20 protein-coding genes are annotated in these 25,251 nt (G+C 61.7%); 11 read left to right on the forward strand and 9 right to left on the reverse strand.

The window, feature by feature from the left end:
* Positions 1 to 48 precede the first annotated feature (48 nt).
* Genes Bravens_RS06275 through Bravens_RS06285 form a run of 3 tightly spaced genes read right to left on the reverse strand, consistent with a single transcriptional unit; the run spans position 49 to position 2,608 of the window.
* Positions 49 to 759: a DUF429 domain-containing protein gene (locus Bravens_RS06275; protein ID WP_062021451.1), complete on the reverse strand. Its 711-nt coding sequence runs from the start codon at positions 757 to 759 to the stop codon at positions 49 to 51.
* The gene (locus tag Bravens_RS06280; protein WP_062021453.1) at positions 756 to 1,532 is read right to left on the reverse strand and encodes a class I SAM-dependent methyltransferase; all 777 of its coding nucleotides are present in this window, start codon (positions 1,530 to 1,532) and stop codon (positions 756 to 758) included. Before Bravens_RS06280 ends, Bravens_RS06275 begins: the two co-directional genes overlap by 4 nt.
* Positions 1,532 to 2,608: an Ldh family oxidoreductase gene (locus Bravens_RS06285; RefSeq protein ID WP_019174980.1), complete on the reverse strand. Its 1,077-nt coding sequence runs from the start codon at positions 2,606 to 2,608 to the stop codon at positions 1,532 to 1,534. Before Bravens_RS06285 ends, Bravens_RS06280 begins: the two co-directional genes overlap by 1 nt.
* A gap of 165 nt (positions 2,609 to 2,773) precedes the next feature.
* Between Bravens_RS06285 and Bravens_RS06290 the strand changes: the two genes are divergently transcribed.
* Entirely contained in the window at positions 2,774 to 3,997 is a 1,224-nt protein-coding gene (locus Bravens_RS06290; RefSeq protein WP_244878130.1) for an aspartate aminotransferase type Ic, read from the forward strand.
* Between the two features lie 70 nt (positions 3,998 to 4,067).
* Here the strand turns inward: Bravens_RS06290 and Bravens_RS06295 are convergent, their stop codons facing one another.
* Genes Bravens_RS06295 through Bravens_RS06305 form a run of 3 tightly spaced genes read right to left on the reverse strand, consistent with a single transcriptional unit; the run spans position 4,068 to position 8,870 of the window.
* Positions 4,068 to 4,925, reverse strand: a complete 858-nt coding sequence (locus tag Bravens_RS06295; RefSeq protein ID WP_062021458.1) for a 3-hydroxybutyryl-CoA dehydrogenase — start codon at positions 4,923 to 4,925, stop codon at positions 4,068 to 4,070.
* A 53-nt stretch (positions 4,926 to 4,978) separates the two neighbouring features.
* Entirely contained in the window at positions 4,979 to 5,476 is a 498-nt protein-coding gene (gene def / locus Bravens_RS06300) for a peptide deformylase (protein WP_062021461.1), read from the reverse strand.
* Positions 5,469 to 8,870 (reverse strand): pyruvate carboxylase, encoded by a 3,402-nt coding sequence (locus tag Bravens_RS06305; RefSeq protein WP_062021464.1) that lies wholly within the window; start codon positions 8,868 to 8,870, stop codon positions 5,469 to 5,471. The genes def and Bravens_RS06305 overlap by 8 nt, the downstream gene beginning before the upstream one ends.
* Before the next feature lie 139 nt (positions 8,871 to 9,009).
* Here Bravens_RS06305 and Bravens_RS06310 point away from each other — a divergent pair, with 139 nt between their 5' ends.
* Genes Bravens_RS06310 through Bravens_RS10875 form a run of 3 tightly spaced genes read left to right on the forward strand, consistent with a single transcriptional unit; the run spans position 9,010 to position 14,503 of the window.
* Positions 9,010 to 10,128 carry an exonuclease SbcCD subunit D gene (locus Bravens_RS06310; RefSeq protein WP_062021467.1) on the forward strand — a complete coding sequence of 373 codons (1,119 nt, stop codon included), beginning with the start codon at positions 9,010 to 9,012 and terminating at the stop codon, positions 10,126 to 10,128.
* Positions 10,125 to 13,157, forward strand: a complete 3,033-nt coding sequence (locus tag Bravens_RS06315) for an AAA family ATPase (protein ID WP_062021470.1) — start codon at positions 10,125 to 10,127, stop codon at positions 13,155 to 13,157. Before Bravens_RS06310 ends, Bravens_RS06315 begins: the two co-directional genes overlap by 4 nt.
* 26 nt (positions 13,158 to 13,183) lie before the next feature.
* Complete coding sequence (locus tag Bravens_RS10875; RefSeq protein ID WP_062021473.1) at positions 13,184 to 14,503, forward strand: AAA family ATPase; 1,320 nt, start codon at positions 13,184 to 13,186, stop codon at positions 14,501 to 14,503.
* Between the two features lie 91 nt (positions 14,504 to 14,594).
* Here the strand turns inward: Bravens_RS10875 and Bravens_RS06325 are convergent, their stop codons facing one another.
* Positions 14,595 to 15,161 carry a MerR family transcriptional regulator gene (locus Bravens_RS06325; protein ID WP_019174972.1) on the reverse strand — a complete coding sequence of 189 codons (567 nt, stop codon included), beginning with the start codon at positions 15,159 to 15,161 and terminating at the stop codon, positions 14,595 to 14,597.
* A 189-nt stretch (positions 15,162 to 15,350) separates the two neighbouring features.
* Positions 15,351 to 16,055 (reverse strand): lysophospholipid acyltransferase family protein, encoded by a 705-nt coding sequence (locus tag Bravens_RS06330; RefSeq protein WP_062021475.1) that lies wholly within the window; start codon positions 16,053 to 16,055, stop codon positions 15,351 to 15,353.
* Between the two features lie 108 nt (positions 16,056 to 16,163).
* Here Bravens_RS06330 and Bravens_RS06335 point away from each other — a divergent pair, with 108 nt between their 5' ends.
* Genes Bravens_RS06335 through Bravens_RS06345 form a run of 3 tightly spaced genes read left to right on the forward strand, consistent with a single transcriptional unit; the run spans position 16,164 to position 19,052 of the window.
* Complete coding sequence (locus Bravens_RS06335) at positions 16,164 to 16,910, forward strand: alpha/beta hydrolase (protein ID WP_167346395.1); 747 nt, start codon at positions 16,164 to 16,166, stop codon at positions 16,908 to 16,910.
* Positions 16,900 to 17,304, forward strand: coding sequence for a hypothetical protein (locus tag Bravens_RS06340; protein ID WP_062021480.1), 405 nt, complete (start codon positions 16,900 to 16,902; stop codon positions 17,302 to 17,304). The genes Bravens_RS06335 and Bravens_RS06340 overlap by 11 nt, the downstream gene beginning before the upstream one ends.
* A gap of 35 nt (positions 17,305 to 17,339) precedes the next feature.
* Positions 17,340 to 19,052, forward strand: coding sequence for a DEDD exonuclease domain-containing protein (locus tag Bravens_RS06345; RefSeq protein ID WP_062021483.1), 1,713 nt, complete (start codon positions 17,340 to 17,342; stop codon positions 19,050 to 19,052).
* On the opposite strand, the gene trpD is transcribed toward Bravens_RS06345, so the two are convergent.
* Positions 19,032 to 20,114, reverse strand: coding sequence for an anthranilate phosphoribosyltransferase (trpD, locus tag Bravens_RS06350; RefSeq protein WP_062021486.1), 1,083 nt, complete (start codon positions 20,112 to 20,114; stop codon positions 19,032 to 19,034). The genes Bravens_RS06345 and trpD overlap by 21 nt on opposite strands.
* A gap of 364 nt (positions 20,115 to 20,478) precedes the next feature.
* On the opposite strand from trpD, the gene ctaE reads away from it, so the two are divergent.
* The 4 genes from ctaE to qcrB are packed head-to-tail and all read left to right on the forward strand — an operon-like array spanning position 20,479 to position 24,713.
* A complete protein-coding gene (ctaE, locus tag Bravens_RS06355) occupies positions 20,479 to 21,159 on the forward strand; it encodes an aa3-type cytochrome oxidase subunit III (RefSeq protein ID WP_176745671.1) in 681 nt (226 codons plus the stop codon).
* A 49-nt stretch (positions 21,160 to 21,208) separates the two neighbouring features.
* Positions 21,209 to 21,991: a cytochrome bc1 complex diheme cytochrome c subunit gene (gene qcrC / locus Bravens_RS06360; protein ID WP_019174965.1), complete on the forward strand. Its 783-nt coding sequence runs from the start codon at positions 21,209 to 21,211 to the stop codon at positions 21,989 to 21,991.
* 41 nt (positions 21,992 to 22,032) lie between these two features.
* Positions 22,033 to 23,088 (forward strand): cytochrome bc1 complex Rieske iron-sulfur subunit, encoded by a 1,056-nt coding sequence (gene qcrA / locus Bravens_RS06365; protein WP_019174964.1) that lies wholly within the window; start codon positions 22,033 to 22,035, stop codon positions 23,086 to 23,088.
* A complete protein-coding gene (gene qcrB / locus Bravens_RS06370; protein ID WP_062021489.1) occupies positions 23,088 to 24,713 on the forward strand; it encodes a cytochrome bc1 complex cytochrome b subunit in 1,626 nt (541 codons plus the stop codon). The genes qcrA and qcrB overlap by 1 nt, the downstream gene beginning before the upstream one ends.
* Positions 24,714 to 25,251 lie beyond the last annotated feature (538 nt).

The raw sequence follows: 25,251 nt of genomic DNA on the forward strand, positions 1-25,251 counted from the left end.
TTGCTGCGCGTGTTCCCTTCCGTCAATGAGTAGATCAGCACACAAGTATCAGTTATCGGTGCGCGGCATCCAGATCCAGCCTTCGCGCAGTGCAGTCTGTCTGTGCTCTTCCGGAGGCTCATAAGCCTTGCCCGTCACCACCGTGTGTGCTGACAAAGCGGCGAGAACAGCATCGAGCGCGTTGTCATCTGCCACACAGAGATCCTTGTGCTCGCGACTCATGACGAGGCGGAGGGACCCAAGAATCTCTTCTCTCACCTGCGCATTGGCGGCACCTTTGTAGCCACGGTGCTTAAGCCCGTGCTGGAAGAGGAAGCCTGCCGGATAGACCTCGCAGATCCGCCCTGATCCATCGCGCGCCGTGTCGATCCCCAATAGCTTCAGCTGCGCTTCAATGCCGCTCCACCGCAGTGCCGGATATGCGATCCTGTCAGTTGACACACTCAGCGGGCGCAGACCGAAATCCTCTTTGAGGACTCTGTCAGTCAGCCGCAGAACCGCCTCTGTCCGCCAGTCAGCACACTGCTGCGGCCCACCAGCGTGGTGAGCACTGACCAGGTCAACGAACCTGTCCGGCCAGCCGAGCGGCACATCGACCCCGGTCTTCACCGACCGCCGGATGGCTTCGATGATGGCGCTGTCGTGGGCACCGACCTCGAGCTGCTCAACTCGAAGCGCTGAGGAGTCAGCAGACACAACCGCAAGACCTGTCTGGGCAGTCTGTGAAGCAAGGTCGACCCCAGCAATAAACACTGTCATTGCTTCTGCGCCATGTACGTCAAACACATGTACGGAAGATCAAACGGCTCACTCACCGGATGTTCTTCGGTCAAATAGCCGCGCAGGTTGCCCTCGACACGCGCGCGGACCGTGTCATTTGAGCGCAGCCAGTACGTACGCGTTGCTGTCAGCGCAACCGTGTCGTCAATCGTCATCGGCACACTGAACTCATCAATGCGCGCTTCGACCGTACCGAAACCTGCTCCAAGTTCGGGCCGCCACTGCGGGCGATAGACATCACCGGCGTGCATGATGCGTGACAGTCGTAGAACCCAGTCAACCCGCACATCGAGCTGGTTGAGAACTATGGCCGCCACTCCCCCGGGTTTGAGGACCCTCGCGAACTCCGCTGAGGCCGCCTCGGCATCAAACCAGTGCCACGCTTGAGCAGACACTACGAGGTCGAACGATGCATCAGAAAAGGGCAGCTGTTCTGCCCGAGCGGTTGTCGACGGCAGAGGGTTGATCTCCAAGAGCGCCGAGTCCGGATCGGCTGCGTGAACGTCAAAGCCACGCTCAGCAAGCGCCCGACCGTATTTCCCGGTACCGGAACCAACGTCGAGCACCCGAAGTCCCGCAGGATCAGCGGGCACCTCTCCCCCGTCCTCGGCGGCAGCAGCCAGCGCGCGGTCAGAGACAGCGCGAACGGCCGTATCGGGATAGCTGGGTCGAATGCGCTCGTACTCGTATGCCGAAGCACCGAACAGAGTGCCGCGTCCTTTAGCATCGCGGCGAATCTTCGGGCTTGCCATCAGACCTCGGTCAGAATGAATTCCGCCCCGGCGTCCTCGACGGCTTCCCGGATCGCCTGCACCATGCCGTCCGAAATGGGAATGCCGTTGACGGAGCGGTCCTCCACCGAGCGGTGCTCAGGATCACCGGCAACCTGCACGGGTTCGTCCGGGTCAACGGGCTCCATACCGCGCAGGGTGTCCCGCAGAACGCGTGCGTACTCTTCGGCGTCGGCACCTTCACCGAACGCGCGCGGATCAATCGCCAAGAAGAAGTAGCCAATCGACTGGCGTCCGGCGACATCACCCGGCTGGTCGGAACCGGACAGGGCAGCCGAGAGCAGCTGCACCATCGTGGCAAGCGCGTAGCCCTTGTGCCCACCGGCGCTGTTGCCGCCAACCGGAAGAAGCCCAATGTCGGAGCTTTCCGGGTTCAAAAGAGCGTTGTAGACCTGCATGCCGTCCGTGACAACCTCACCGCTGCCATCCGTTGCCCATTCACCGGCGAGTGGCTCATCCGCGTAGGCGTAGACCTTGACCTTGTTGCCGGGCACAACGGTGGTGGCCATGTCAACGAAAATGGGCTCTTCGTCCTTCACCGGGTGTGCGAAGGCAATCGGATTCGTTCCCATGAGCGCATGCTTGGCGCCGGTCGGCTTCTGCATGGCCGAACGCGTCGAACACGTTGCAATGCCCACCATGCCCCTGCGAGCAGCTCGCAGGACATACTGTCCGGCAGCCCCGAAGTGATTCGCATTGCGCACCGACCCGATGCCCACTCCGAACTTCTCTGCCGCTTCGATTGCTGCGTCCATCGCGCGCACGCTCACCGGATGACCGAAGCCATGGTCGGCGTCAAAAACCGAAACCGCACCGAACTGGTGATCCAGGCGCTGTTCGGCCTTTTCATTCAGGGTGCCGTCGGAGATCTCCTGCCAGTACAGGGGAAGCATCGAAATGCCGTGCGAGTCAACACCCGACAGGTCGGTGGCAAACATGATCTCTGTGCACACCTGCGCCTGGTCTTCTGCCAGTCCAAAGGCTTTAAGCCCAGTGAAGATCTGCTCTTTGACGGATTGCGGGGTGTAACGACGCATAGGAGGCCTTCCTCAGCTGGGGTTGATTCAAGCGGCACACGTGCGGTGTGTGTCGGTTCGCTGCAACCCAGCCTATCCGGTGTCTGCGGCGTACCAATGGGAGCCTAAAATGAACCGAGAGTGTATATTTCCTGGGTTTTCTTCTTAAGAACCAGAAAGGCCATGATGGACGTTTCCCTTGAGCAGGCACAGGCTGACTACCGCGCGTTCGCCGCTCGCGGCCTCAATCTCGACATCACCCGAGGCAAGCCGGCACCCGAACAGCTTGACCTGTCGGCTGATCTGCTGACGAACGTCACGGGTGACGACTTCACCTCGCCTTCGGGAATCGACACCCGCAACTACGGCGGCCTTGACGGACTGAAGGAACTCCGCGAAATCTTCGGTGAGCTCTACAAGGTGCCCACCGAGCAGATCTTGGCGCAGGGTTCGTCATCTTTGACGCTTGAGTACATGACCCTGGACTTCGCCAAGCGCTACGGCACCCCCGCGGGTGCCCCGTGGACGAATGCCAAGATCCTCTGCCCCGTTCCCGGCTACGACCGCCATTTCCAGTTGGCAGAAGCCCTCGGCTACGAGCTCATCGCAATCCGCACGGACGATGAAGGACCCGTCATGGACGACGTCCGCCGCTATGTGGCAGACCCAGATGTCCGCGCCATGTGGCTCGTACCCATGTACTCCAACCCGACCGGCACATCGATCAGCGAAGCCAGGGCCCGCGAACTCGCTGAAATCAAGGCGGCAGCAGACGACTTCACCCTCCTGTGGGACAACGCCTACGGCCTGCACCACCTGTCAGATGACAACCAGGCACCCATGGTCGACATCCTGTCCCTGTGCGCCGAAGCAGGCCACCCCGACCGCCCCTGGATCTACGCCTCGACATCGAAGATGACCTTCGCAGGCGCGGGTGTGGCGTTCTTCGCCAGCTCCCCCGCCGTCATCGAGTGGTACCGCACCCACATGGGGGCCGCCATGATCGGCCCGGACAAGATCAACCAGCTGCGCCACCTGCGGTTCTTCCGCGATGCCGACGGCGTTCGCGAACACATGCGCCGCCACGCAGAGATCATCCGCCCGAAGTTCGAAGCCGTGCTCACCGCGCTTGAAAACGGTCTGAGTTCCGACGTCGCGTCATGGACGCAGCCGAACGGCGGCTACTTCATCACCCTGCGCGTCCCCAACGGCACCGCCTCAAAGGTTGTGAAGTACGCGGCCGAAGCCGGTGTAGCTCTCACCCCCGCAGGCTCCACCCACCCGCACGGGCTTGACCCCAACGACGCCTACATCCGGATCGCGCCCTCAATGCCGAGCCTCGAAGACGTCACCGCCGCAGCCGAAGGCCTGGTCGCCTGCGTGCGCCTGGCCGCAGCCGAACTCGGCTGAACCCTCCCCCAAGAAAGAACGAGGCGGAGCTCACTTTGGTGAGCTCCGCCTCGTTCTTCTTGTTCCCCAGTCAGCGGTAGTCGTAGAAACCGCGGCCGGTCTTCCGGCCGAGCAGTCCTCCGTCGACCATGCGCGACAGCAGGACCGGCGGCTTGTCGGCGGCAGCACCGGTTTCTTCATAGATCGACTGGCCGACGAACAGGCACGTGTCCAGCCCGATGAGGTCAGCAAGCGTGAGCGGACCCATGGGGTGGGCGGCACCGTTCATCATGCCGTTGTCGATATCTTCCTTCGTTGCGTGACCGGCTTCGTACATGCGGATGGCGGCGAAAAGGTACGGGATGAGCAGAGCGTTGACGATGAAGCCGGGGCGGTCGTCCGAGCGGATGGGCTTCTTACCCAGAACGTCAATCGAGAACTTCTCAATCGTGTTTGCAACCTCCGGATCAGTCAGCACGGAGCTGATGATCTCGACAAGCGGCTGCACCGGTGCGGGGTTGAAGAAGTGCAGACCGAGAACCCGCTCCGGACGTGAGGTCACCTGCGCGAAGCGGATGATCGGCATGGACGAGGTGTTGGACGCAAGAATCGCGTTCTTATCGGTGACGATGCCGTCGAGTTCAGAGAAGATCGACTTCTTGATCTCTTCGTTTTCACTGGCAGCTTCGATGACCAGCTGACGGTCGGCCATGGCCTGCAGATCAGTTGTGAAGGTCAGGCGGCCGAGAGCCGCGTCGGCGTCTTCCTGGCTGAGCTTGCCGCGCTCAACGCCCTTGGCGAAGGACTTCTCGATCCGGCCGCGGCCGGCTGCGACAGCTTCGTCGCTGATATCCCGGACGACGACGTCCAGACCCGAACGAGCGAGGACCTCGGCAATGCCCGAGCCCATGAGGCCGGAGCCGATGACACCTGCTTTCGTGATTTCCATTGTTCTCCTTTCGAAGACGAAAGGCGGCGACCCTTTACGGGCCGCCGCCGATTTCAGCTGCCGAACCAAGCGGAATTGCGAATCTGCTTCATCGCCTCTTTCCGCCGTGGCCCGGGCAGTGTCTGAACGTACACAACGCCGTTCAGGTGGTCTGTTTCGTGCTGGAGCATCTGCGCGAACACCCCATCACCGCGCAGTTCGACCGGGTTGCCTTCAGCGTCGAAGCCCTTCACGGCCGCATATTCCCAGCGCGGGGTGGGAAACTGCAGACCCGGGATCGACAGGCAGCCTTCGCCGATGTCGCGCTTCTCGCCCGACGTTTCGATGATCTCGGGATTGAAGATCGCACCGGTGCGGCCGTCGACGTCATAGCCGAAGGCTCGAAGGGCAACCCCAATCTGGGGCGCTGCCACGGCGGCACGGCCGTCGGGCAGCGACGAGTCGATGAGGTCTTGCGCCAGCGCCCGAGTTGCCGACCCGAATTCGGTGACGGGCCGGCACTCAGTGCGCAAGACGGGATCTCCGAAGAGCCTGATGGCTCGTTCAGCCATCGATGACCACCACGAGGTCGCCACCCTCAAGCTGCGCGACCGGTTCGATGGCCACACGCGACACGGTGCCGTCGATCGTCGCCGTGATGGAGGCTTCCATCTTCATCGCTTCGATCGTGGCGACCGTCTGGCCTGCCTTGACCTTGTCGCCTTCGGCAACCTGGAGGGTGACGACACCCGCGAACGGGCTGGCCACGTGACCCGGGTTGGATTCGTCGGCGCGTTCTGCAACCGCGATGTCAACGTCAACCGAACGGTCGCGGATCGACAGCGGGCGCAGCTGGCCGTTGAGCGTTGCCATGACGTTGCGCATACCCCGTTCATCCGGCGAGGAGATCGCCTGGATGCCGACGAGCAGAGCCTTGCCCTTTTCGATGACGACGGAGTGTTCGTGACCTTCGCGAACGCCGTACAGGAATTCGTTTGTCTCCAGCACCGACAGGTCGCCGTACTGGTCGATCATGCGGCCGTATTCCTTGGTCGGCTGCGGGAACAGCAGACGGTTGAGCGTGTCCTGGCGTGTCTTGCCGGGCTCACGCAGGAGCTCAGCTTCGTGCGCCTCAAGGTGCTCAGCAGGCTTGACGTGCTTGCGGCCTTCCAGCGCCTTGGTGCGGAACGGCTCGGGCCAGCCTGCCGGCGGGTCGCCGAGGTCACCGCTGAGGAACCCGATGACGGAGTCCGGGATGTCGAAGCTCTGGGGGTTCTCCGCGAATTCCTTGGGGTCGGCGTTGACTGCAACGAGGTGCAGTGCGAGGTCACCGACCACCTTCGAGGAGGGAGTCACCTTTACCAGGTGGCCCAGGATCTTGTCGGCTGCTTCGTACATGAGCTCGACTTCTTCGAAGCGTTCGCCCAGGCCGAGTGCAACTGCCTGCTGGCGCAGGTTCGACAGCTGGCCGCCGGGGATTTCGTGGCGGTAGACGCGACCCGTCGGTCCGGGCAGGCCGGATTCGAACGGCTTGTAGACGTTGCGCACGGCCTCCCAGTACGGTTCGAGGTCCTGCACGTTGGCCAGGTTGAGGCCGGTGTCGCGCTCGGTGTGCTCGAGGGCTGCCACGAGTGCCGACATGGGCGGCTGGCTCGTGGTGCCGGCCATCGATGCGGAGGCTGCGTCAACAGCGTCCACGCCGGCTTCCGATGCGGCCATGAGGGTGGCCAGCTGACCGCCGGCGGTGTCGTGGGTGTGCAGGTGCAGCGGCAGGTCGAACTCACTGCGCAGCGCGGTGACCAGCTTGGTGGCTGCGGCGGGGCGCAGCAGGCCTGCCATGTCCTTGATTGCGAGGACGTGGGCGCCGGCTTCGACGATCTGCTCTGCAAGGCGCAGGTAGTAGTCGAGGGTGTACACCTCTTCATTCGGGTTGAGAAGATCCGAGGTGTAGCACAGCGCGACTTCGGCCACTGCCTTGCCGGTGCCGCGGACAGCCTCAATTGCCGGGCGCATCTGTTCGACGTCATTGAGGGCATCGAAGATGCGGAACACGTCGATGCCGGTGCGGGCGGCTTCGTCGACGAAGGCGTCGGTCACTTCGGTCGGATAGGGCGTGTAGCCGACGGTGTTGCGGCCGCGCAGCAGCATCTGGAGGTTGGTGTTCGGCATGGCCGAGCGCAGCTTCTCCAGACGTTCCCACGGGTCTTCCGCGAGGAAGCGCAGCGCGACGTCGTAGGTGGCGCCGCCCCATGCTTCTACCGAGAGCAGTTCGGGCAGCATCCGGGCGATGTACGGTGCGACAGCTTCGAGGTCACGGGTGCGCACACGGGTCGCCAGAAGCGACTGGTGGGCGTCACGGAACGAGGTGTCAGTCACCTTGAGTTCCTTGGCATCACGCAGAGCCTTTGCCCAGCCCTCGGGGCCGAGTTCCCGGAGGCTGTTGCGCGACGACGCGGGTGTTTCTTCGGAAAGTTCCAGCTGCGGGAGCTTTTCAGAGGGCTTGAGGTCAACCGGTGACGGGCCGTAGGGCTGGTTGACGGTCACGTCGGCGAGGTATTCGAGGACCTTCGAACCGCGGTCAGCGCCCACGCGTGCTTCCAGCAGGTGGGGGCGCTCTTCAATGAAGTTGGTCGACAGGTCACCGCGAATGAACGCGGGGTCGTCGAGAACAGCCCGGAGGAAGCCGATGTTCGATGCGACACCGCGGATGCGGAATTCGGCAAGTGCGCGACGCTGGCGGTTGACCGCAACGTCGTAGGTGGCACCTCGTGCGGTGCACTTGACGAGCATTGAGTCGAAGTGGGCCGAAACCTCGGCACCCGCGTAGACGGTGCCGCCGTCCAGCCGGACGCCCGCACCGCCGGCCGAACGGTACGCGGTGATCGTTCCTGTGTCAGGGCGGAAGGAGTTTGCGGGGTCTTCCGTAGTGATGCGGCACTGCACGGCCGCACCCTTGTAGCTGATCTTGTCCTGAGTCAGGCCGAGTTCTTCCAGGCTTGTGCCCGCGGCAATGCGCATCTGCGCCTGCACGAGGTCGACATCGGTGATCTCTTCCGTGATCGTGTGCTCAACCTGGATGCGCGGGTTCATTTCGATGAAGGCGAACTTGCCTGCGCGCGGGCCGGCGGTTTCCAGCAGGAACTCGACGGTTCCGGCGTTCTGGTAGCCGATCGAACGGGCGAACTGCAGCGCAGCGTCGTGCATTGCGCTTGCGATTTCCGGGTCGAGGTTCGGCGCGGGGGCGATTTCGACGACCTTCTGGTGGCGACGCTGGATAGAGCAGTCGCGTTCGAACAGGTGAACTGCGTTCGAGTCGTTGTCAGCAAGAACCTGGACTTCGATGTGGCGGGGCCGCTGAACGGCCTGCTCAATGTAGACGGTCGGGTTGCCGAACGCACCTTCGCCTTCGCGCATGGCGATCTTTGCGGCCTCAACCAGTTCGGTGCGGTTGTCAACACGGCGCATACCGCGACCGCCGCCGCCGGCAACTGCCTTGACGAACAGCGGGAACTCCATGTTCTCAGCGGCTTCGAGCAGTTCGTCGAGGTCAGTCGATGCCGGGGTTGCATCGAGCGTGGGAACTCCCGCTTCGCGTGCTGCGGCGATGGCCTCAACCTTGTTGCCGGCCATCTGGAGCACATCGGCACGCGGGCCGATGAAGGTGATTCCCTCGCGGTCGCAGGCACGAGCAAGTTCCGGGTTCTCCGACAGGAACCCGTAACCGGGGTAAACGGCGTCTGCTCCGGATTCCTTGGCCACGCGAATGATCTCGTCGACGTTGAGGTACGCCCGAACCGGGTGCCCTTCGTCTCCGATCATGTACGCTTCGTCAGCCTTGAGGCGGTGCTCCGAGTTGCGGTCTTCGTAGGGGAAGACGGCGACTGTGGACGCGCCGAGTTCGTAGGCTGCGCGGAATGCGCGCACCGCGATTTCACCGCGGTTGGCTACCAGGACTTTCTTGAACATCAGGCAAGCTCTATTCCGGTTGTGCCCCTTAAAGGGCGGCCTCCAGTTTGTGTCTGAACTACTGTACCGAATGCGGTAGTGATCTCCGTCATGCGGCTTGCACAGGTCTATGTCCGTGCCACCCTCTACGCTTGTGCCCATGCGGATCCTTCACACTTCGGACTGGCACATCGGACGGACGTTCCACGGCATGAACACCGTTCCGCACTTCCTTGAGTACGCCGACTTCCTCATTGAGACCATCAAAAGCAGCTCGGTTGATGTGCTGCTTGTCTCCGGCGATGTCTTCGACCGGGCCGTTCCGCCGCTGGACGCTCTGGAGGCCTACGAAACCACGATGGCTCGGGTCTTAGACACCGGTGCAGTCGCAGTGTTGACCAGCGGCAATCACGACTCCCACCAAAGGCTGGGGGTCGGCCGCCGACTCATGGAATCCTCCGGGCTGTACATTCGCACGTCCCTTTCCGACATTGAACGACCCGTTGTGCTCGGCGACGACGGCGACCGCACAGTCGTATACGGAATCCCCTACTTGGAGCCTGCCCTCGTCAGCGGCGTCTTCGACACCTCGCGCACACACAGCGCAGTTCTCAATGCAGCAATAGGGCGCATACTCGCCCACCGTGCGCAGCACTGTCCGGACCACACGGCGATCGTCATGGCACACGGATTCATCGCCGGTGCCGAACCCAGCGAATCCGAAAGATCAATTGAGATCGGAGGTGTGGGCAGGGCAGAAGCGGACCTCTTCACGTGGGCTGACTATGCCGCCCTCGGCCACCTGCACCGCCCACAGACCGTCGCACCGAACGTGCGGTATTCGGGTTCGCCCCTCCCCTATTCCTTTTCCGAGGCCGGCACAGACAAGCTCATGTGGCTCTACGACACCCGGTCCGGAGCGATCGATTCTGTGACGATCCCGGAGATCCTGCCGATCGCTTCTCTTACGGGCAGCGTCGAGGAGCTGCTGGTAAAAGCACCCGATTACCAGGACCACGCGATCGAGGTGCGGCTGACCAACACCACGGTCCCGCAGGGCGCTTTGGACTCACTCCGGAAAGCATTTCCGCAGCTGCTCAGCGTCCAGTGGATCAACCTCGTGCAGACCACGGCGCCACGGGGCAGGAAAAAAGAGACTATTGACGACGCCGAGGTGTTCGCGCAGTTCTGCAGAGCAGCCGCCGGTCGATCCCCTTCGGAATCCGAACGTGAACTGTTCGCCAACGCGATGCAGTGGGCTCAGGAGCGGACTCGATGAAATTCCATTCGCTGTCCGTGGAAGGCTTCGGCGCCTTCAACCAGCGCCAAACAGTCAACTTCGACGCTCTCGCCGATGACGGCCTGTTCCTCATTTCCGGCCCCACGGGCTCAGGCAAGACCACCATCCTCGACGCTGTCACGTTTGCCCTTTTCGGCCGTGTTCCCGGTGTGCGCAATGATGCAGGCGAACTGCGTTCCACCTACGCCGGTCCCGACACGCCCACGACCGTCGTGCTCGATTTCACAGCGGGCGGACGCAGGTGGAAAGTTGAACGCAGCCCAAGCTACGACCGACCAAAACTGCGCGGCGAAGGCACGACGAAAGAAAAGCCGCGGGCATATCTGTTTGAACAGCGCGGTAAGGATTGGACGCCCGTGGCTTCCGGCAGCCGCCAGGTGGGCGAAGCCCTCGCACCGGTCATAGGCCTCACAGCAGAGCAGTTCACCAAAATCGTGCTGCTCCCCCAGGGAGAATTCACGGCCTTCCTCAGAGCTGACACAGCTGAGCGAGAACCCCTGCTGCGCAAGCTGTTCGGAACAGAGCGCTTCAGCTCCGTCGAAGACTGGTTCCAACAGCGGTCACAAGACGCAAGGCAGAAATTCGACGACATCATGCGGCACCGCTGCGATGTCATGAAGACCGCAGCTGAACAGTGTCTCGACCGCCTGGCAGTGCCAGACGACCAACGGCCGGGCTTCGTTGACGTCGTCGCTTTTCTGGCTGCTGCGAAAACAGCTGCAGTCGAGCACGCAGAAACAGCGACCATCGCTGCCAGAACCGCTGATGAAAGCCTTGAGCTTCACAACAACCGTGCCCAAGAACTGAAAAGCGCCGCCGTAAAATCCGAGGCTCTCGAAGAGCACCGGCGGTTGGAAGCTGAGCATGAGAACCAGCGGGAGGCTGTCGAGGCCGCCCGCTGCGAACTCGAACGCAAGAAAGCGGCGGATCGCATCATGCCGAGCCTGCGCGAACAGAGAAAAGCTCACCGAGCGCTTTCAGATGCTCAACAGCAACACGAACGGGCACAGGAAGAACTGAAAGCTTCACTAGGCCAGGTTGAGGATCTCGCACAGTGCGAATCCGTCACAAACACCGCTTACTCCGCAGCAGGCAGCCTGGCCCGCAGTCTGCGCAGGCGGGAAGCGCTCGAAGCTGAGAGCAGACGATGCCGCGAAGCGCTCGAGGCCGCGCACGAAGAGCTGAAGAAAGCCCAAGCGGCCCACACCGAAGCCGCCCAAGCCGACACGGCGGCGCAGAACGAACTCGCGGAAGCACCCGATCTCGCCAAGCTCGAAGCCGAACACCAAGACATCGCGACGCACGCCGACAGTGCGCTCAATGCCCACAGGCGACACGCTGAAATGCAGGACCTCGTCCAGAGCGCACAGGCGGTGCTGCGCGAGCGTGAAGACACCGTACGTGATGCGACAGAGCACTTTCGGAAAGTCCGGGGCCTGCGCCTGAGCGCAATAGCGTCTGAACTTGCCCGGGACCTGCGTCAAGGACACGCATGCCCAGTGTGCGGATCGGAAGAACACCCGAGTCCGGCCCGGGCGGCGGGCGCAGAGAACTCACGGGATGCAGAAGAACGGGCCGAACGAGCAGCTGATCGGGCGCAAACGGCACTCGACGAGGCACGCACTGCCGTTTCATCGGCCCAAGCGCAGCAGGCTGCCGCGGAAGAGGCCGTGCAGAATGCGAAGTTCACCGACCCCGACGAAGCTCGGGGGGCTTTGGACAAAGCCGCCGCTGAACTGCAACGCGGACGCGAAGTTCAGCAGAAACTCAAGGGGGCAGCAGAACGCGCGGCTCTGCGCTTGGCATCTGCTCACGAACGGCTGACAACCGCGCAGCAGCAGACCGATGCGGCCAGGGAGCGCTTTACGGATGCTGACTCGCAGATGGATGCCATGTCACAGACGCATGATTCGGTGTTCGCTCCCGACATCCGCGCCGCAGGGGTCGAGGTCCCGGACACTGCCGAGGCTGCATCCGCCGTTGCCGAGGCCCTCAGCAGACGAATGTCGCTCATCCGCAAGCTGCAGACTGCCGAAGACCACGTGCAGCGCGCCGAGCGCGAGTTCACCCAGCGTGCGGCTGACTACGCCGCCCAGCTCGAAGCATCCGCATTTGCGGATGACCACCAGCTTGAGAAGGCGGCGGCTTCCGACGCCGAGCAGCTCGAAAACGTGCTGACGGCGAATGAATACCGAAACACCAAACTGCACGAAAACCGCAACAGCGACTGGTTCGCGGAAGCTCAGACGCTGCCCAGCGCACAGGAATGTCATGATCGCGCCGCGGAGGCAGCCGCAGCTGCTGACACCTGGGCTCAGCAGTCACAGCGGCTGCACCAGCGCCTAGCTGTCGTCGCCGACCGTCTGAATTCCCTGGAAAGACTCCTCGAGCGCTTCACAGCCGAATCCGATCATGAGCGCCGCGCAATTGATCGGCTGAAAGAAGAAGTCCAATTGTCGGACCTTGTACGCGGCACAGCGCAGCATTCGAAGCTGCCTTTGAGCTCGTTCGCGCTTCTAGGACTGTTCGAAGCGGTCACACGCAGCGCCTCAGACCGACTCAGCGCCATGACCAGCGGGCGATACCGTCTGTCAGTGAATCCTCTTGGGCAGAGAAAGGAACGCAAAGCGGGACTCAGCCTCGTCATCCACGATGCGTTTTCCGAAAGCGAACGAGACCCCCGTTCCCTGTCGGGCGGCGAGTCATTCATGGCCGCGCTGGCTTTGGCGCTCGGCCTGGCAGACACAGTTGCCGAAACAGCAGGAGGCCTTCGTCTGGACACCCTCTTCATTGACGAAGGCTTCGGCAGCCTCGACCCCGATTCACTGGACGCGGTGCTCACCGTGCTCGACGAACTGCGCACGGGAGGTCGCTGTCTCGGGGTTATCTCCCACGTCGAATCCATGCAGCGGGCAATACCAGCAAAGATCATCGTCGACCCGGGTCCTGCCGGTTCCAGCATCCACACCTCCGGGCTGAAAGATTCCCCGGGCGCCTCCAGCATGTAAGCAGCAGAATCGGATAACGTGGAACTGTGCTTGTCCTCAGTATTTCCAGTCTCAAAGGCGGCGTCGGCAAGACGTCGGTAACTCTCGGCCTGGCTTCTGCCGCGCAGAGCCGCGGAATCCCGACCCTCGTGGTCGACATGGACCCCCAGGCTGACGCATCGACGGGTCTCGACGTCCCGATTTCCACGCCGCTGGACATCGCGGATGTCCTTGCCGCACCGAAATCAAAGCTCGCACGCGAAGCGATGGTGCCCAGCGGATGGACCGACAAGGGGTCCAGCCGGCTCGACGTCATCCCCGGCTCACCGCGTGCCGCCGAATTCGATCGCCCCAGTCTGTCAGAGCGCTATCTCAAGAGGCTGCGCGATGCACTTGACCGGGTGTCGGACGTCTACAGGCTGGTCATCATCGACTGCCCACCATCACTCAACGGACTTACGCGCACGGCCTGGACAGCCAGCAACCGGGTTCTCGTCGTCACTGAACCCGGCCTGTTCTCTGTCGCTGCGGCTGATCGTGCACTGCGCGCCTCAGATGAACTGCGCAAGCGCACAGCCAAAGACCTGCAGCCTCTGGGCATTGCGCTTAACCGCGTGCGTCCGTCGTCGCGCGAACACAGCTTCCGCATCAACGAACTCAAGGACATGTTCGGGCCGCTGGTGATCAACCCGCCGCTTCCCGAACGCACTGTTCTGCAGCAGGCACAGGGTTCTGCCCGACCGATTCACCAGTGGCCTGGGCGTCCCGCCAGCGAACTTGCTCGCGCTTTTGACAAGATTCTCGATCGTGCGCTGCGCAGCGAAAACATTCGGGGACGACGCCCCGCTGAAGAACCCCCGGCTGTGCCAGACGCACCGACTTCGAACACAGCCGCCCAGACACCACAAAGTGCTGGTGCCGGTTCTCATGCCCAGCCTGCAGACCCGAAGCTCGACAAGCCCAAGGGGACGAACACTGCACCGTCCGCCCCTGCTGCATCGCAGACGCAGAACGTAGGCACCGCGCCCGTCGGAAATTCCACCAAACCGGAAGCCCCGCAGTCCGACAAGCCGGCGCCTGCAGGCACCTCCGCCAAGCGGGAAAACCAGCCGGCCGACAAGGCCGCACCCACAGCAAAGCCCGGTACAGAAGAAAAACGCGGTCCTGCGACGAAAACTGGCCCAAGCCAGAAACCCGCCGCCGAAAAGCCTGCTGAAACCGCCAAGGCGAAAGGCCAGGCTGAACAGACCCAGCCGGCGGAACAGACAGCGCAGACAGATAAGTCCGAACCCGCGAAACTGACCGGCCCGCGCCCCGACGGCACATACCCCAGCCGTCGTGAACTTCGCCAGAGGCGCGCAGACTGACGCACACCCAGACACAGCACAACAGAGGCGGCCAGGATATGTTCTCCTGGCCGCCTCTGTGTATCAGGCCTTCAGTCCCCCAGGGCGCAAATCAGCTTGACTTGCGCGCCCTCCGAAGTGCGAGTTCGTCAATCGGCAGCTGTGCCTGTTCGGGCCTTTCGCTGGGAAGTTCAGACAGTGTTCCTTCGACTTCGCGCCATACCTGGCCGACGGCGATGCCGAACACGCCCTGACCGCCCTGGACGAGGTCAACGACTTCATCAGCGGACGTGCACTCAAACACCGACGCGCCGTCGCTCATCAGGGTGATGCGCGAGAGATCATCGATTCCGTGTTCGCGCAGGTGCCCCACGGCGGTGCGAATCTGGTTAAGGGCGACCCCGGTATCAAGAAGGCGCTTGATGACCTTGAGCACCAGAATGTCGCGGAAAGAATACAGGCGCTGCGAACCCGATCCGGTTGCAGTGCGAATAGAGGGAACGACGAGGTCCGTGCGTGCCCAGTAGTCGAGCTGACGGTACGTGATGTCAACGACACGGCACACCGTGGGACCGCGGTAGCCCGCGTCTTCGTCGAGCTCCGGAAGATCGTCGTCAAAAAGCAGCCCTTGGGCTGCGCGCGGAATCGGCTTGACCGATTCTTCTGTTGAGTGGCTCACGCCATCTCCTCCTTAGACCCCTGGGGGAAGTAAGGGCACGTTGTCGAAGTCCTCTGAGTTTACCGCATAGGACAGACACGAGCCCGGGGCTGCCTTCAAGAAGAACCTATGTGCTGGGCGGAGTCGTTTCAAACATTTAGAAGATAACGTTTCTGCGTGTCGTCGTTATCCTAGGAATCGAAACTGTGCTCAGCCTTCCCGTTCGGGCTGCTTTTCCGCAAGCAGCCTGGTTTTCACCGTGGAAGCGTACTTGTCTTCGTACTGCTGCCCGGACAGGCGCAGAATCTCGTACATCACCTCATCGGTGATCGAACGCAGCAGGAACCTGTCGTGCTCAAGATCCTGATAGCGGCTGAAGTCCATCGGCTCACCGAACACCACGCCCACACGGCGCAGCTTGGGGATGACGGTACCGGTTTTGAGCACCTTGTCCGTGCCGATGACAGCAACCGGAATGACCGGCACACCAGCCTCGAGAACCAGGCGGGCAACGCCGGTACGACCGCGGTAGAGCTTCCCGTCGGGACTGCGCGTGCCCTCCGGGTAGATGCCCAGGAGAGCCCCGCTCTTGAGAACTTTCAGACCAGCCTGCAGCGACGCCTCGGAAGCGGATCCTCCGCCTCGGTCCATGGGGAGCTGATTCGTGGCCTTGAAGAACCACTTGGTGAAGAAGCCGGTGATTCCGCGGCCCATGAAGTAGTCCTTCTTAGCCAAGTAGACAACGGGACGCGGTGCAACGAGCGGCGTGAAGATTGAATCGACAAACGAAAGGTGATTTCCGGCGATGATCGCCCCGCCCTCGGTCGGTATGTTCTCGAGGCCGCGAACCCAGGGACGAAAAAGAGCCTTGAGAAGCGGACCGACGAAGATCCGCTTAAGCAGCCAGTAGAACACTCAGAGCCTTTCGGGACGCACCGCGCTTGTTTGCGCTTCCGAGTATAGGACCTTTGCGACCCTCTGCTGTGGCATCCTGGAAACATGACCGCCCAGCACGCAACAGACTTGACGCAGCCCCTCCGCCTGAACGGCTCAGGTGACGTCGGGATTCTCGCCGTTCACGGCTTCACCGGCTCCCCCGCCGCGATGAGACCACTTGCGCAAGCACTCCACGCCAGCACCGGCGCGCCGACCTCTGTTCCGCTGCTGCCCGGACACGGCACGAATCTGAAGGACATGGCTGCCAGCACGTGGCAGCAGTGGAGTGAAGCAGTCGACCAGGCCGCTGACGAACTGCGCACCGAGTGCGATGAAATCGTCATCATCGGATTGTCAATGGGCGGGGCCCTCAGTCTGCACACTGCGGCCAAACGCTCAGACATTGCACACGTCGGTCTCATCAACCCGGCCGTCTATGTCGACAGCCCCTTCGCGCCTTTTGCCGGTGCGCTGTCCACATTCATCAAACGGGTGTCGGGGATTGAGAACGCAATCAACAAGCCCGGACAGGACGAACAGGCGTACCCGCAGGTGCCTCTGCCAAGCGTCGGTGAACTGTACCGAGGTATCCGGGTCGTGCGCTCCGAACTGTGGCGGGTGCACGCACCGATCACCTATTTCCTATCCGGGACCGACGATGTGGTGGAACCGCGTTCGTGGAACTGTGTGCGCCAAGGTGTGCGCGGACCGATGAGAACCGTTCCGCTGCCCATGAGCAATCACGTTGCAACCCTCGATTATGACGCAGGCAAGATCGAAGAAGAGCTGACCGCCGTCATCCGTCAGCTGCAGGAGGAATCCCGTGGCGCGTGACGAAGACGGACCCGAGTGGGATCGGCTGAACCAGGATGAGAAGGTCACCGATGAGCAATGGGACTCGATCATGTCCGGCTACAGCGATTTCGACGCGGTCAATTCCGAGGTCCCTGCTTCAGAAACTGCCGACTACCTCGCAGAGCAGGATGGCTGGACGGCTCCCCCAGCGCCTAAGATCGGCATTCGCGCAGCTCGGCCAGGGCTCGTCGTATCCACAGCCGCATTTCTGCTCGGGATCATCGGGCTAGTCCTGACCGCGCTGTTCTTTCGCTCGGCACCGGGACTTGTGACCGCGTTCTTCATCGTGTGTGCCGCAGGAGGCGCGGTTGCATTGATACTGTTCCTCCCCCAGTCCCGCACCGACCGCTTTGACGACGGCGCGCAGGTGTGAATCTCCGTGTCAGTGCCAAGTGAGACGATTCCGGAATGAAGGAATTTCCCGGCTTCGATCTCCCGGAACCCGCACGTTCCGGCCAGCTGAGCATCGCCGACATCGGCACTGATCTAAGCGACGTCACGTTCACGGTGCTCGATTTCGAAACCACCGGAGCAGACCGCGCCGGCGGCAACGTCACAGAGATCGGCGCCGTCCGCGTTCGCGGCGGAAGAATCGACGGAGAATTCCAGACACTCGTCAATCCAGCCGGCCAGGCCATATCGCCGTTTGTGCAGCGACTGACCGGCATCAGCAATTCCATGGTGGTCACAGCACCGGAAATGAGGGCGGTGCTGCCGTCGTTTTTGGAATTCGCACGAGGCACGGTCTTAGTTGCCCACAATGCGCCGTTCGACATCGGCATTCTCAGGCGAGCCTGCGAAGAACACGAGTATCCGTGGCCTGGCTTTCCCGTCGTCGACACACTCACACTCGCCAGGCGCCTGCTTCCCAAAACGGAAGTGCGCAATCACAAGCTCGGGACACTCGCACAGCACTTCGGCACAGCGACTGACCCCGAACACAGGGCACTCGCAGATGCTCGAGCAACGACGGAGCTCCTCCACCACCTCTTCGACCGTCTGGGCGGCTACGGTGTCACAACGCTCGAAGAACTGCTGTCGATCAAGCCCAAAGGGCTTGGCCGCAGGCGCACGAAACTGCACTTGGCAGAAAATGTTCCCTCAGCTCCCGGCGTCTACATGTTCCTCGACGGGGCGCGCCGTGTTCTCTACATCGGAAAATCACGCGACATGCGCTCGCGTGTCCGCTCGTACTTCACTGCCGGAGAAACTCGAGGGCGCATGACGGAAATGGTGACAGCCGCACAGGAAGTCACCACAATCCCCTGCGCAACAGAAATCGAGGCCGCGGTGCGCGAAGTGCGGCTCATCGGCGAACTCGCCCCTCCCTACAACCGGCGATCGAAGAGACCAGAACGCCAAACGTGGCTGAAGTTCACCGACGAGGCGTTTCCCCGGCTGTCAGCAGTACGCTCTCGACCACCCCGAAATCTACTGGTCGCCGGCCCTTTTTCGTCGCACAAGAGCGCACTCCAGGCCAAGCAGGTGTTGGAACAGCTGTATCCCCTGAAAACCTGCACTCAGAACCCCCGGTCCGAAAAGTTCAGGCCGTGCGCAGCCAGCCAGGTCGACGCGTGCGGCGGCCCATGCTCTGGTGTAACGGACGAACAGGCGTACCAGGACGCCATAAGCGGGCTTGAGCAGTTCGCAGCGGGTAATACGTCCGATTTCAGCCAACAGCTGCGTGGAAGGCTGCGGCAGCTGTCCCAGAATCAGCGCTTTGAAACTGCCGGGGAAACACTGGATGCGGCAGTGCACATGCTGCGCGTCCAAGCACGGGCAGAAGCAGCAGACCTGCTTAAGGACACCGAGCAGATAACCGCTGCGCGCCCGCAACCTGACGGAAGCTGGGAACTGGCGCTCATCCGCTGGGGACGGCTGGCCGCATCAGAAACTGCTGCAAAAACCTCTGGCGTGCTCAGCGCGGCACAGGCGATCGAAGCGACAGCCGCCCACGTTGAACCTGATCAGCACACGCTGCTGGAAGAGCACACGCTTCTGTCAGGGTGGCTGTACGCAGAGGGAACCGTACTCATCAGTTCCACGGCACCTCTGCTTTTGCCGCGAACAGGTTTCAGCTATGCCTCAGCGCAGCTGGGCTCAAGCGGACGCGGCGGCTGACTCTTCAACCAGCTGGTCGAGCTTCGCCGCGGCCTTTCCGGCATCAAGCGTTTCCTGAGCACGCTGGAACTGAGCCGACAAGCGGTCGGCAAGCGGCGCCTCGGCGTCATCAGAAGCGGCCACGAGCGCCGCCGCGGCATTGAGCAGCACAGCATCTCGCACAGGCCCGGCCTCGCCGTCCAGGGTGCGGCGGATAACGGAGGCGTTGTATGCGGGATCGCCGCCGCGCAGGTCGTCCTTGGTCACACGCGCAATGCCCAGCGACGTCGCATCGAATACCGAGTGCTCAATCTGTCCGCCGCGCACTTCCCACACGTCGTTGACTGCGGTGTTGGACAGTTCGTCAAGACCGTCCTGCGAACGGAAGACCAAAGCGGAATCGCCGCGTTCAGCAAGCACACCCGCAATAAGCGGCGCCATAGCAGGATCCGACACGCCGATGGCGGTCGAACGCGTGCCGGCCGGATTGGCGAGCGGGCCGAGGATGTTGAACGCACTGGGCACTGCAATCTGCTTGCGCACAGGGGCGATGAAGCGCATAGACGGGTGGTAGACGTTCGCAAACAAGAACGCCATGCCGACTTTCTGGGCAACCGCTGCAGTCTCCTCCGGGGTCAGGTCCAGGGCCAGCCCAAGGTGTTCAAAAACATCAGCCGACCCCGAGGCCGAGGAGGTGGCCCGGTTTCCGTGCTTTGCCACCGGCACCCCGGTTCCGGCGATGACGAACGAAGCTGTCGATGAGATGTTCACCGTCTTGGCCCGGTCGCCGCCGGTGCCGACGATGTCGACATAGCCGTCGAGACCTTCGATGGAAACGGCGTGCTCCATCATCGCCGACACAAGACCCGTGATCTCTTCGACGGTTTCGCCCTTGCCGTGGTGGGCTACCAGGAACGCGGCCATCGTGACGTCGGGGACGTCACCGGACATGATCTGGTCCATGGCCCACGCCGCGGTGCCTCGGTCCATGTGCCGGTGATCCATGAGTCCCACAATGAGGTCCGACCAGTTACGCACGTCCTTCATGACGCTGCTTTCGTTCGCGGTGAAGGGAACGGTCATAACTGTGCCTTTCTGCTGGGCAATCTGTACGGCGGGACAAACGCGGTCAGTCTATCGGCGTGAAAGGTACAGCATGTTCCCGGCCTGGCACGCACGCAATCAGATGATGAAAAGCCAAGGATTCTGAGCTCTCCATGCCGCGACTCCCATACCTCATAAAACAGGCACTTGGTCGTGGCTGGTGAACGAAACGGGTGAAACTATCGCCAAACATAAACAGAACCTAATGTGAGTGATACGCACCACAGTAGTGCGACACGCAGGCAAGGCCGGGTGCCGCATCGAGTAAATCTTCACAAACCGCGCCAACTCGCCGAAAGATGGGTATTGAAATCTCAATTAATGAGTGAATCCTGAGTGAAAGATGAAATTCACCTGCGGACTGGGTAATAATCGTGGTGTGTCAACTGCAGCTTCATCTCAAACAGCGCCGGTTCATCCCGTGATCAGCAGGCCGAACACGACAACCATCGGGTTCATCGTGTGGCTTGCGAGCGAGCTGATGTTCTTCGCCGCGCTCTTCGCCATGTACTTCACGATCCGCTCCGTGGTTCCCGACATGTGGGCAGCGGAAACGCCCAAGCTCGAAGTGCCCTTCGCGCTCGTGAACACTTCGATCCTGGTCCTGTCTTCCGTGACCTGCCAGATCGGCGTTCACCACGCTGAGCACTTCAAGCCTCGCCGCCCGGAGGGCAAGGGTCTGTTCGCCATCGGCCAGTGGGGCATGATCGAGTGGTACTTCCTCTCGTTCATCCTCGGCTCGATCTTCGTCGGCGGTCAGGTCATGGAGTACGCAACGCTCGTCTCCGAAGGCGTAGCAATCAACTCGAACGCCTACGGCTCCGTCTTCTACATGACGACCGGATTCCACGGTCTGCACGTCATCGGCGGACTCATCGCGTTCCTGTTCGTCATCGGACGCGCCTACGGGGCTAAGCGCTTCGGCCACCGCGAATCGACGTTTGCAGTTTGTGTTTCCTACTACTGGCACTTCGTCGACATCGTTTGGGTTGCGCTGTTCGCAATCATCTACCTGCTCCAGTAAGCGGACGACCCGCACACCCGCAGCGAAAATTTAGTAAAGGACAAGACTCGTGAAGTTTCTTGCAGAACGCCGCCGGCACCCCATGGCGCTCGTTGTTCTCCTGCTGGTCGGACTGCTGTTCACCGGCGGGGCATACGCGCTGTTCACCGGCGGAAGCGATGCCAACGCAGACGAATACTCCGCTGACCAGATCGACGCCGGTCAGAAGCTGTTCGTCACGAACTGCGCAACCTGCCACGGCATGAACGCCGAAGGCACTGAAAACGGACCCAGCCTCATCGGCGTGGGCGCATCAGCGGTCGACTTCCAGGTTGGCACAGGCCGCATGCCGCTCCAGATGCACGGCCCCCAGGCTCCCGTGAAAGCCCCGCAGTTCGACCAGGACGAAATCGACGACATGGCTGCATATGTCGCCTCGCTTGGTCCTGGCCCGGCAATTCCCGATGCTGAATACCTCGACGCCTCCAAGGGCGACGCTGCAGCAGGCGGCGGCCTGTTCCGCACGAACTGCGCCATGTGCCACAACGTGGTCGGCGCCGGTGGTGCTCTGACCCGAGGCAAGTACGCTCCGAACCTCAGCGAAGTTTCCGAGCGCCACCTCTACGAGGCAATGCAGACCGGCCCGCAGAACATGCCGATCTTCAACGACGCAAACCTCACCCCCGAAGACAAGCGCGACATCATCGCCTACATCGAAGACACCAAGAAGCCCTCCCCGGGAGGCTTCAAGCTCGGAGCCCTCGGCCCGGTTGCTGAAGGTCTCTTCATCTGGTTCTTCGGACTGTCCGCAGTCATCGGCATCACCGTGTGGCTCACCGCCCGGTCGAAGTAAGCCAAGCCCTTATCCGTTTCGAGTACTAGACGAGGATGCACATGACCTCGAGTCACAACACTGGCACCACCGGCCAGCTTGAGCCGGTGAACGGGTTTGAGAACCCCGGCCTGCCGCAGCACAACCCCAGGATCACCGACGCTGAACCACTGGCCGAAAAGGCGGCAGAGCGTCAGGTAGCCCTGTGGTTCCTGCTGTCGATGATCGGAACCATCTGGTTCATCGTCTCCTTCTTCCTGTTCGGACCCAAGGGAGAGGAACCCACCCACGCAGGCCTGCGCCTCCAGACCCTCATGCTGGGTCTCGGCTCGGCTGCTGCGCTGTTCGGCCTCGGCATCGGCATTGTCCACTGGGCACGCACGCTTCTGCCCGACGCCGAAGTCGTTGAAGATCGCCACTCGATTGCCGGTTCTGAAGAAGACCAGGCTATTGCTCTGGAAATCCTCAACCAGGCAAAGGAAGAGTCGGGTATTGCCCGCCGTCCGCTTCTGCGCAACATGCTCATCGCGGCCGTTGCAATCGCTCCCCTGCCTGCCGTCCTCGTGCTGCGCGACCTCGGTCCGCTGCCGGGCGACAAGCTGTTCACCACCCTGTGGAAGAAGGGCGTCCGTCTGGTGCTCGACCCGGGCGGTGTTCCCGGTGAAGGCGAAGAGCGCGCGATCAAGCTCGCTGACGTCACGATCGGCTCGGCTTACCACGTGGTGCCCGAAGGCATGCACAAGTCGGAAGAGCCGCTGAACGAAAAGGCCAAGGCTGCTGTTCTGCTTATGCGCATCAGCCCGGACGAACTCAACACTGAGCCCGGCAAGGAAGACTGGGGCGTTGACGGAGTTGTCGCATACTCCAAGATCTGCACCCACGTTGGATGCCCTGTCGCTCTGTACGAACACCAGACGCACCACCTGCTGTGCCCGTGCCACCAGTCAACCTTCGACGTGACTCAGCACTGCAAGGTCATCTTCGGCCCTGCTAAGCGTCCGCTTCCGCAGCTGCCGATCGAAGTCGACAGCGAAGGCTACCTGGTCGCCCAGAGCGACTTCCACGAGCCCGTTGGTCCGACCTTCTGGGAGATCAACACGAGGGAGACTGACGCCTGATGAGCAACACACTCACTGACAACAAAGCAATGATTGCCGGTGGCCGCTGGGTTGAATCCCGCACCGGCGCTTCCAAGGCCGTCAAGGAGTTCGGCCGGAAGATCTTCCCGAGCCACTGGTCGTTCATGCTCGGCGAGGTTGCACTCTACAGCTTCATCATTCTGGTTCTTACGGGAACCTTCCTGACGCTGTGGTTCCGCCCCACCATGGGTCACGTGATCTACGAAGGTCCGTTTGTCCCGCTCAAGGGTGTACAGATCTCCGAGGCATACGCATCGACCCTCTACATTTCGTTTGAGGTTCGCGGCGGTCTGTTCATCCGTCAGATGCACCACTGGGCAGCTCTGCTGTTCATGGCTGCTCTTTCGATCCACGCGATGCGTGTGTTCTTCACCGGCGCTTACCGCAAGCCCCGTGAGATCAACTGGATCATCGGTGTCGGACTCATCGCCATGGGCATGGCAGCCGGCTTCACCGGCTATTCGCTGCCGGACGACCTCCTGTCGGGTAACGGTCTGCGAATCATCGACGGTCTGCTGAAGTCCATTCCGCTGGTGGGAACGTACATTTCGTTCTTCCTGTTCGGCGGGGAATTCCCTGGCGAAGACATTGTGTCCCGCCTGTACTCGATGCACATCATGGTCGTGCCAGCACTGCTAATCGCAATGATCGGCGCGCACCTGATGTTCGTTGTGATCCACAAGCACACCCAGTGGCCCGGAGCCGGACACACCAACCGCAACGTTGTCGGCGAACCCGTTCTGCCCACCTTCGCGGCTAAGGGCGGCGGCTTCTTCTTCATGATCTTCGGCCTTCTGGCTCTGATCTCCGGTGTGTTCACAATCAACGCCGTGTGGAACTACGGACCGTACGACCCCTCCCCTGTTTCGGCTGGTACCCAGCCTGACTGGTACATCGGCTGGCTCGACGGATTTTTGCGAATCTTGCCCGGTTGGATGGAGTTCTACGTCTTCGGCTACCCGATCTCCGTCAACATCAACACCGCGCTTCTTGCAACCGGAGTCCTGTTTGTCGGCATGATCGTCTGGCCGTTCTTCGAGCAGTGGCTGACAAAGGACACGCGCGAACACCACGTTCTCGAACGCCCGCGCAACAACCCCACGCGCACCGCGTTCGGTGTTGCTGCCGCCATCTGGTACATCAACCTGTGGGCAGCAGCTTCCGGTGACCTTGTTGCAGTGTTCTTCCACATGTCGCTGAACGACATGATCTACATCTTCCGAGCGCTGTTCTTCCTTGGACCGATCGTCGGCTACATCGTGACGAAGCGCATCTGCCTTGCCCTTCAGCGCAAGGACCGGGAGATCGCACTGCACGGTTTCGAGTCGGGTGAAATCATCCGTCTGCCGCACGGTGAGTTCCAGGAACGCCACAAGCCGCTGTCTGAGGACCGGCTGTGGAAGCTGACCGCCTTCGAAGCTCCGGGCTACATCCCCGCGCAGCCCAACGAAGACGGAGTCATCACCAAGGCGGAGAAGCGCCGCGCACGTGTTGCACGCTTCTTCTACGAAGACCGCGTTGCTCCCGTCACGAAGGCAGAGCTTGACGCTGCACACCACGACCACGAAGAGGTCGAAGCAGCTGACAGCAAAGAGCTGAACTGACAATAGGCAACTTAAGCCCCGCAGCCATTGAGGCTGCGGGGCTTCTGCTTTGTCTGCCGGCCTCAGATCGCGCTCTCCGCGCCGGGGCGTTCGTCAATAACACATGCCCGTCGCCGGGGTGTTGGCCGCACTATCGACTGTTGGGGGTCACTTGGATTCAAGTGTCATTCTTACGACAGTTGTTACCATCAAATTCAGGTCCCTACAGGTCCATCCAGCTGACTTGCTGCCATCTGCTAGAGACGCCCGGCTAAGAGCTGATTGTGCTCAAGGTCAAGGCCCGGATCATTATTCACTCGATATCCCGGCTTTTTGTGTGTGGGCGGCTGATGTGGTGGGCTATTGTTCCCTGCTTTTCGCCCCCAATAGGTACCCTATCCCCAAGCCGGAGCATGCGCAGGTCGGGGCTCAGATGAGGCGGCTCCGTGCGTTTCTGCCTCTATATGTGCCCTAGTCTGTAGAACCAACTGAGACCTGTGGTTTGTTTCTTGCCAGCACGGTTGTTGCATGGCTGCCTATATTCCGCGCCCCACCTGTT

It is taken from the genome of Brevibacterium ravenspurgense, from assembly GCF_001584615.1.
Taxonomy (GTDB): domain Bacteria; phylum Actinomycetota; class Actinomycetes; order Actinomycetales; family Brevibacteriaceae; genus Brevibacterium; species Brevibacterium ravenspurgense.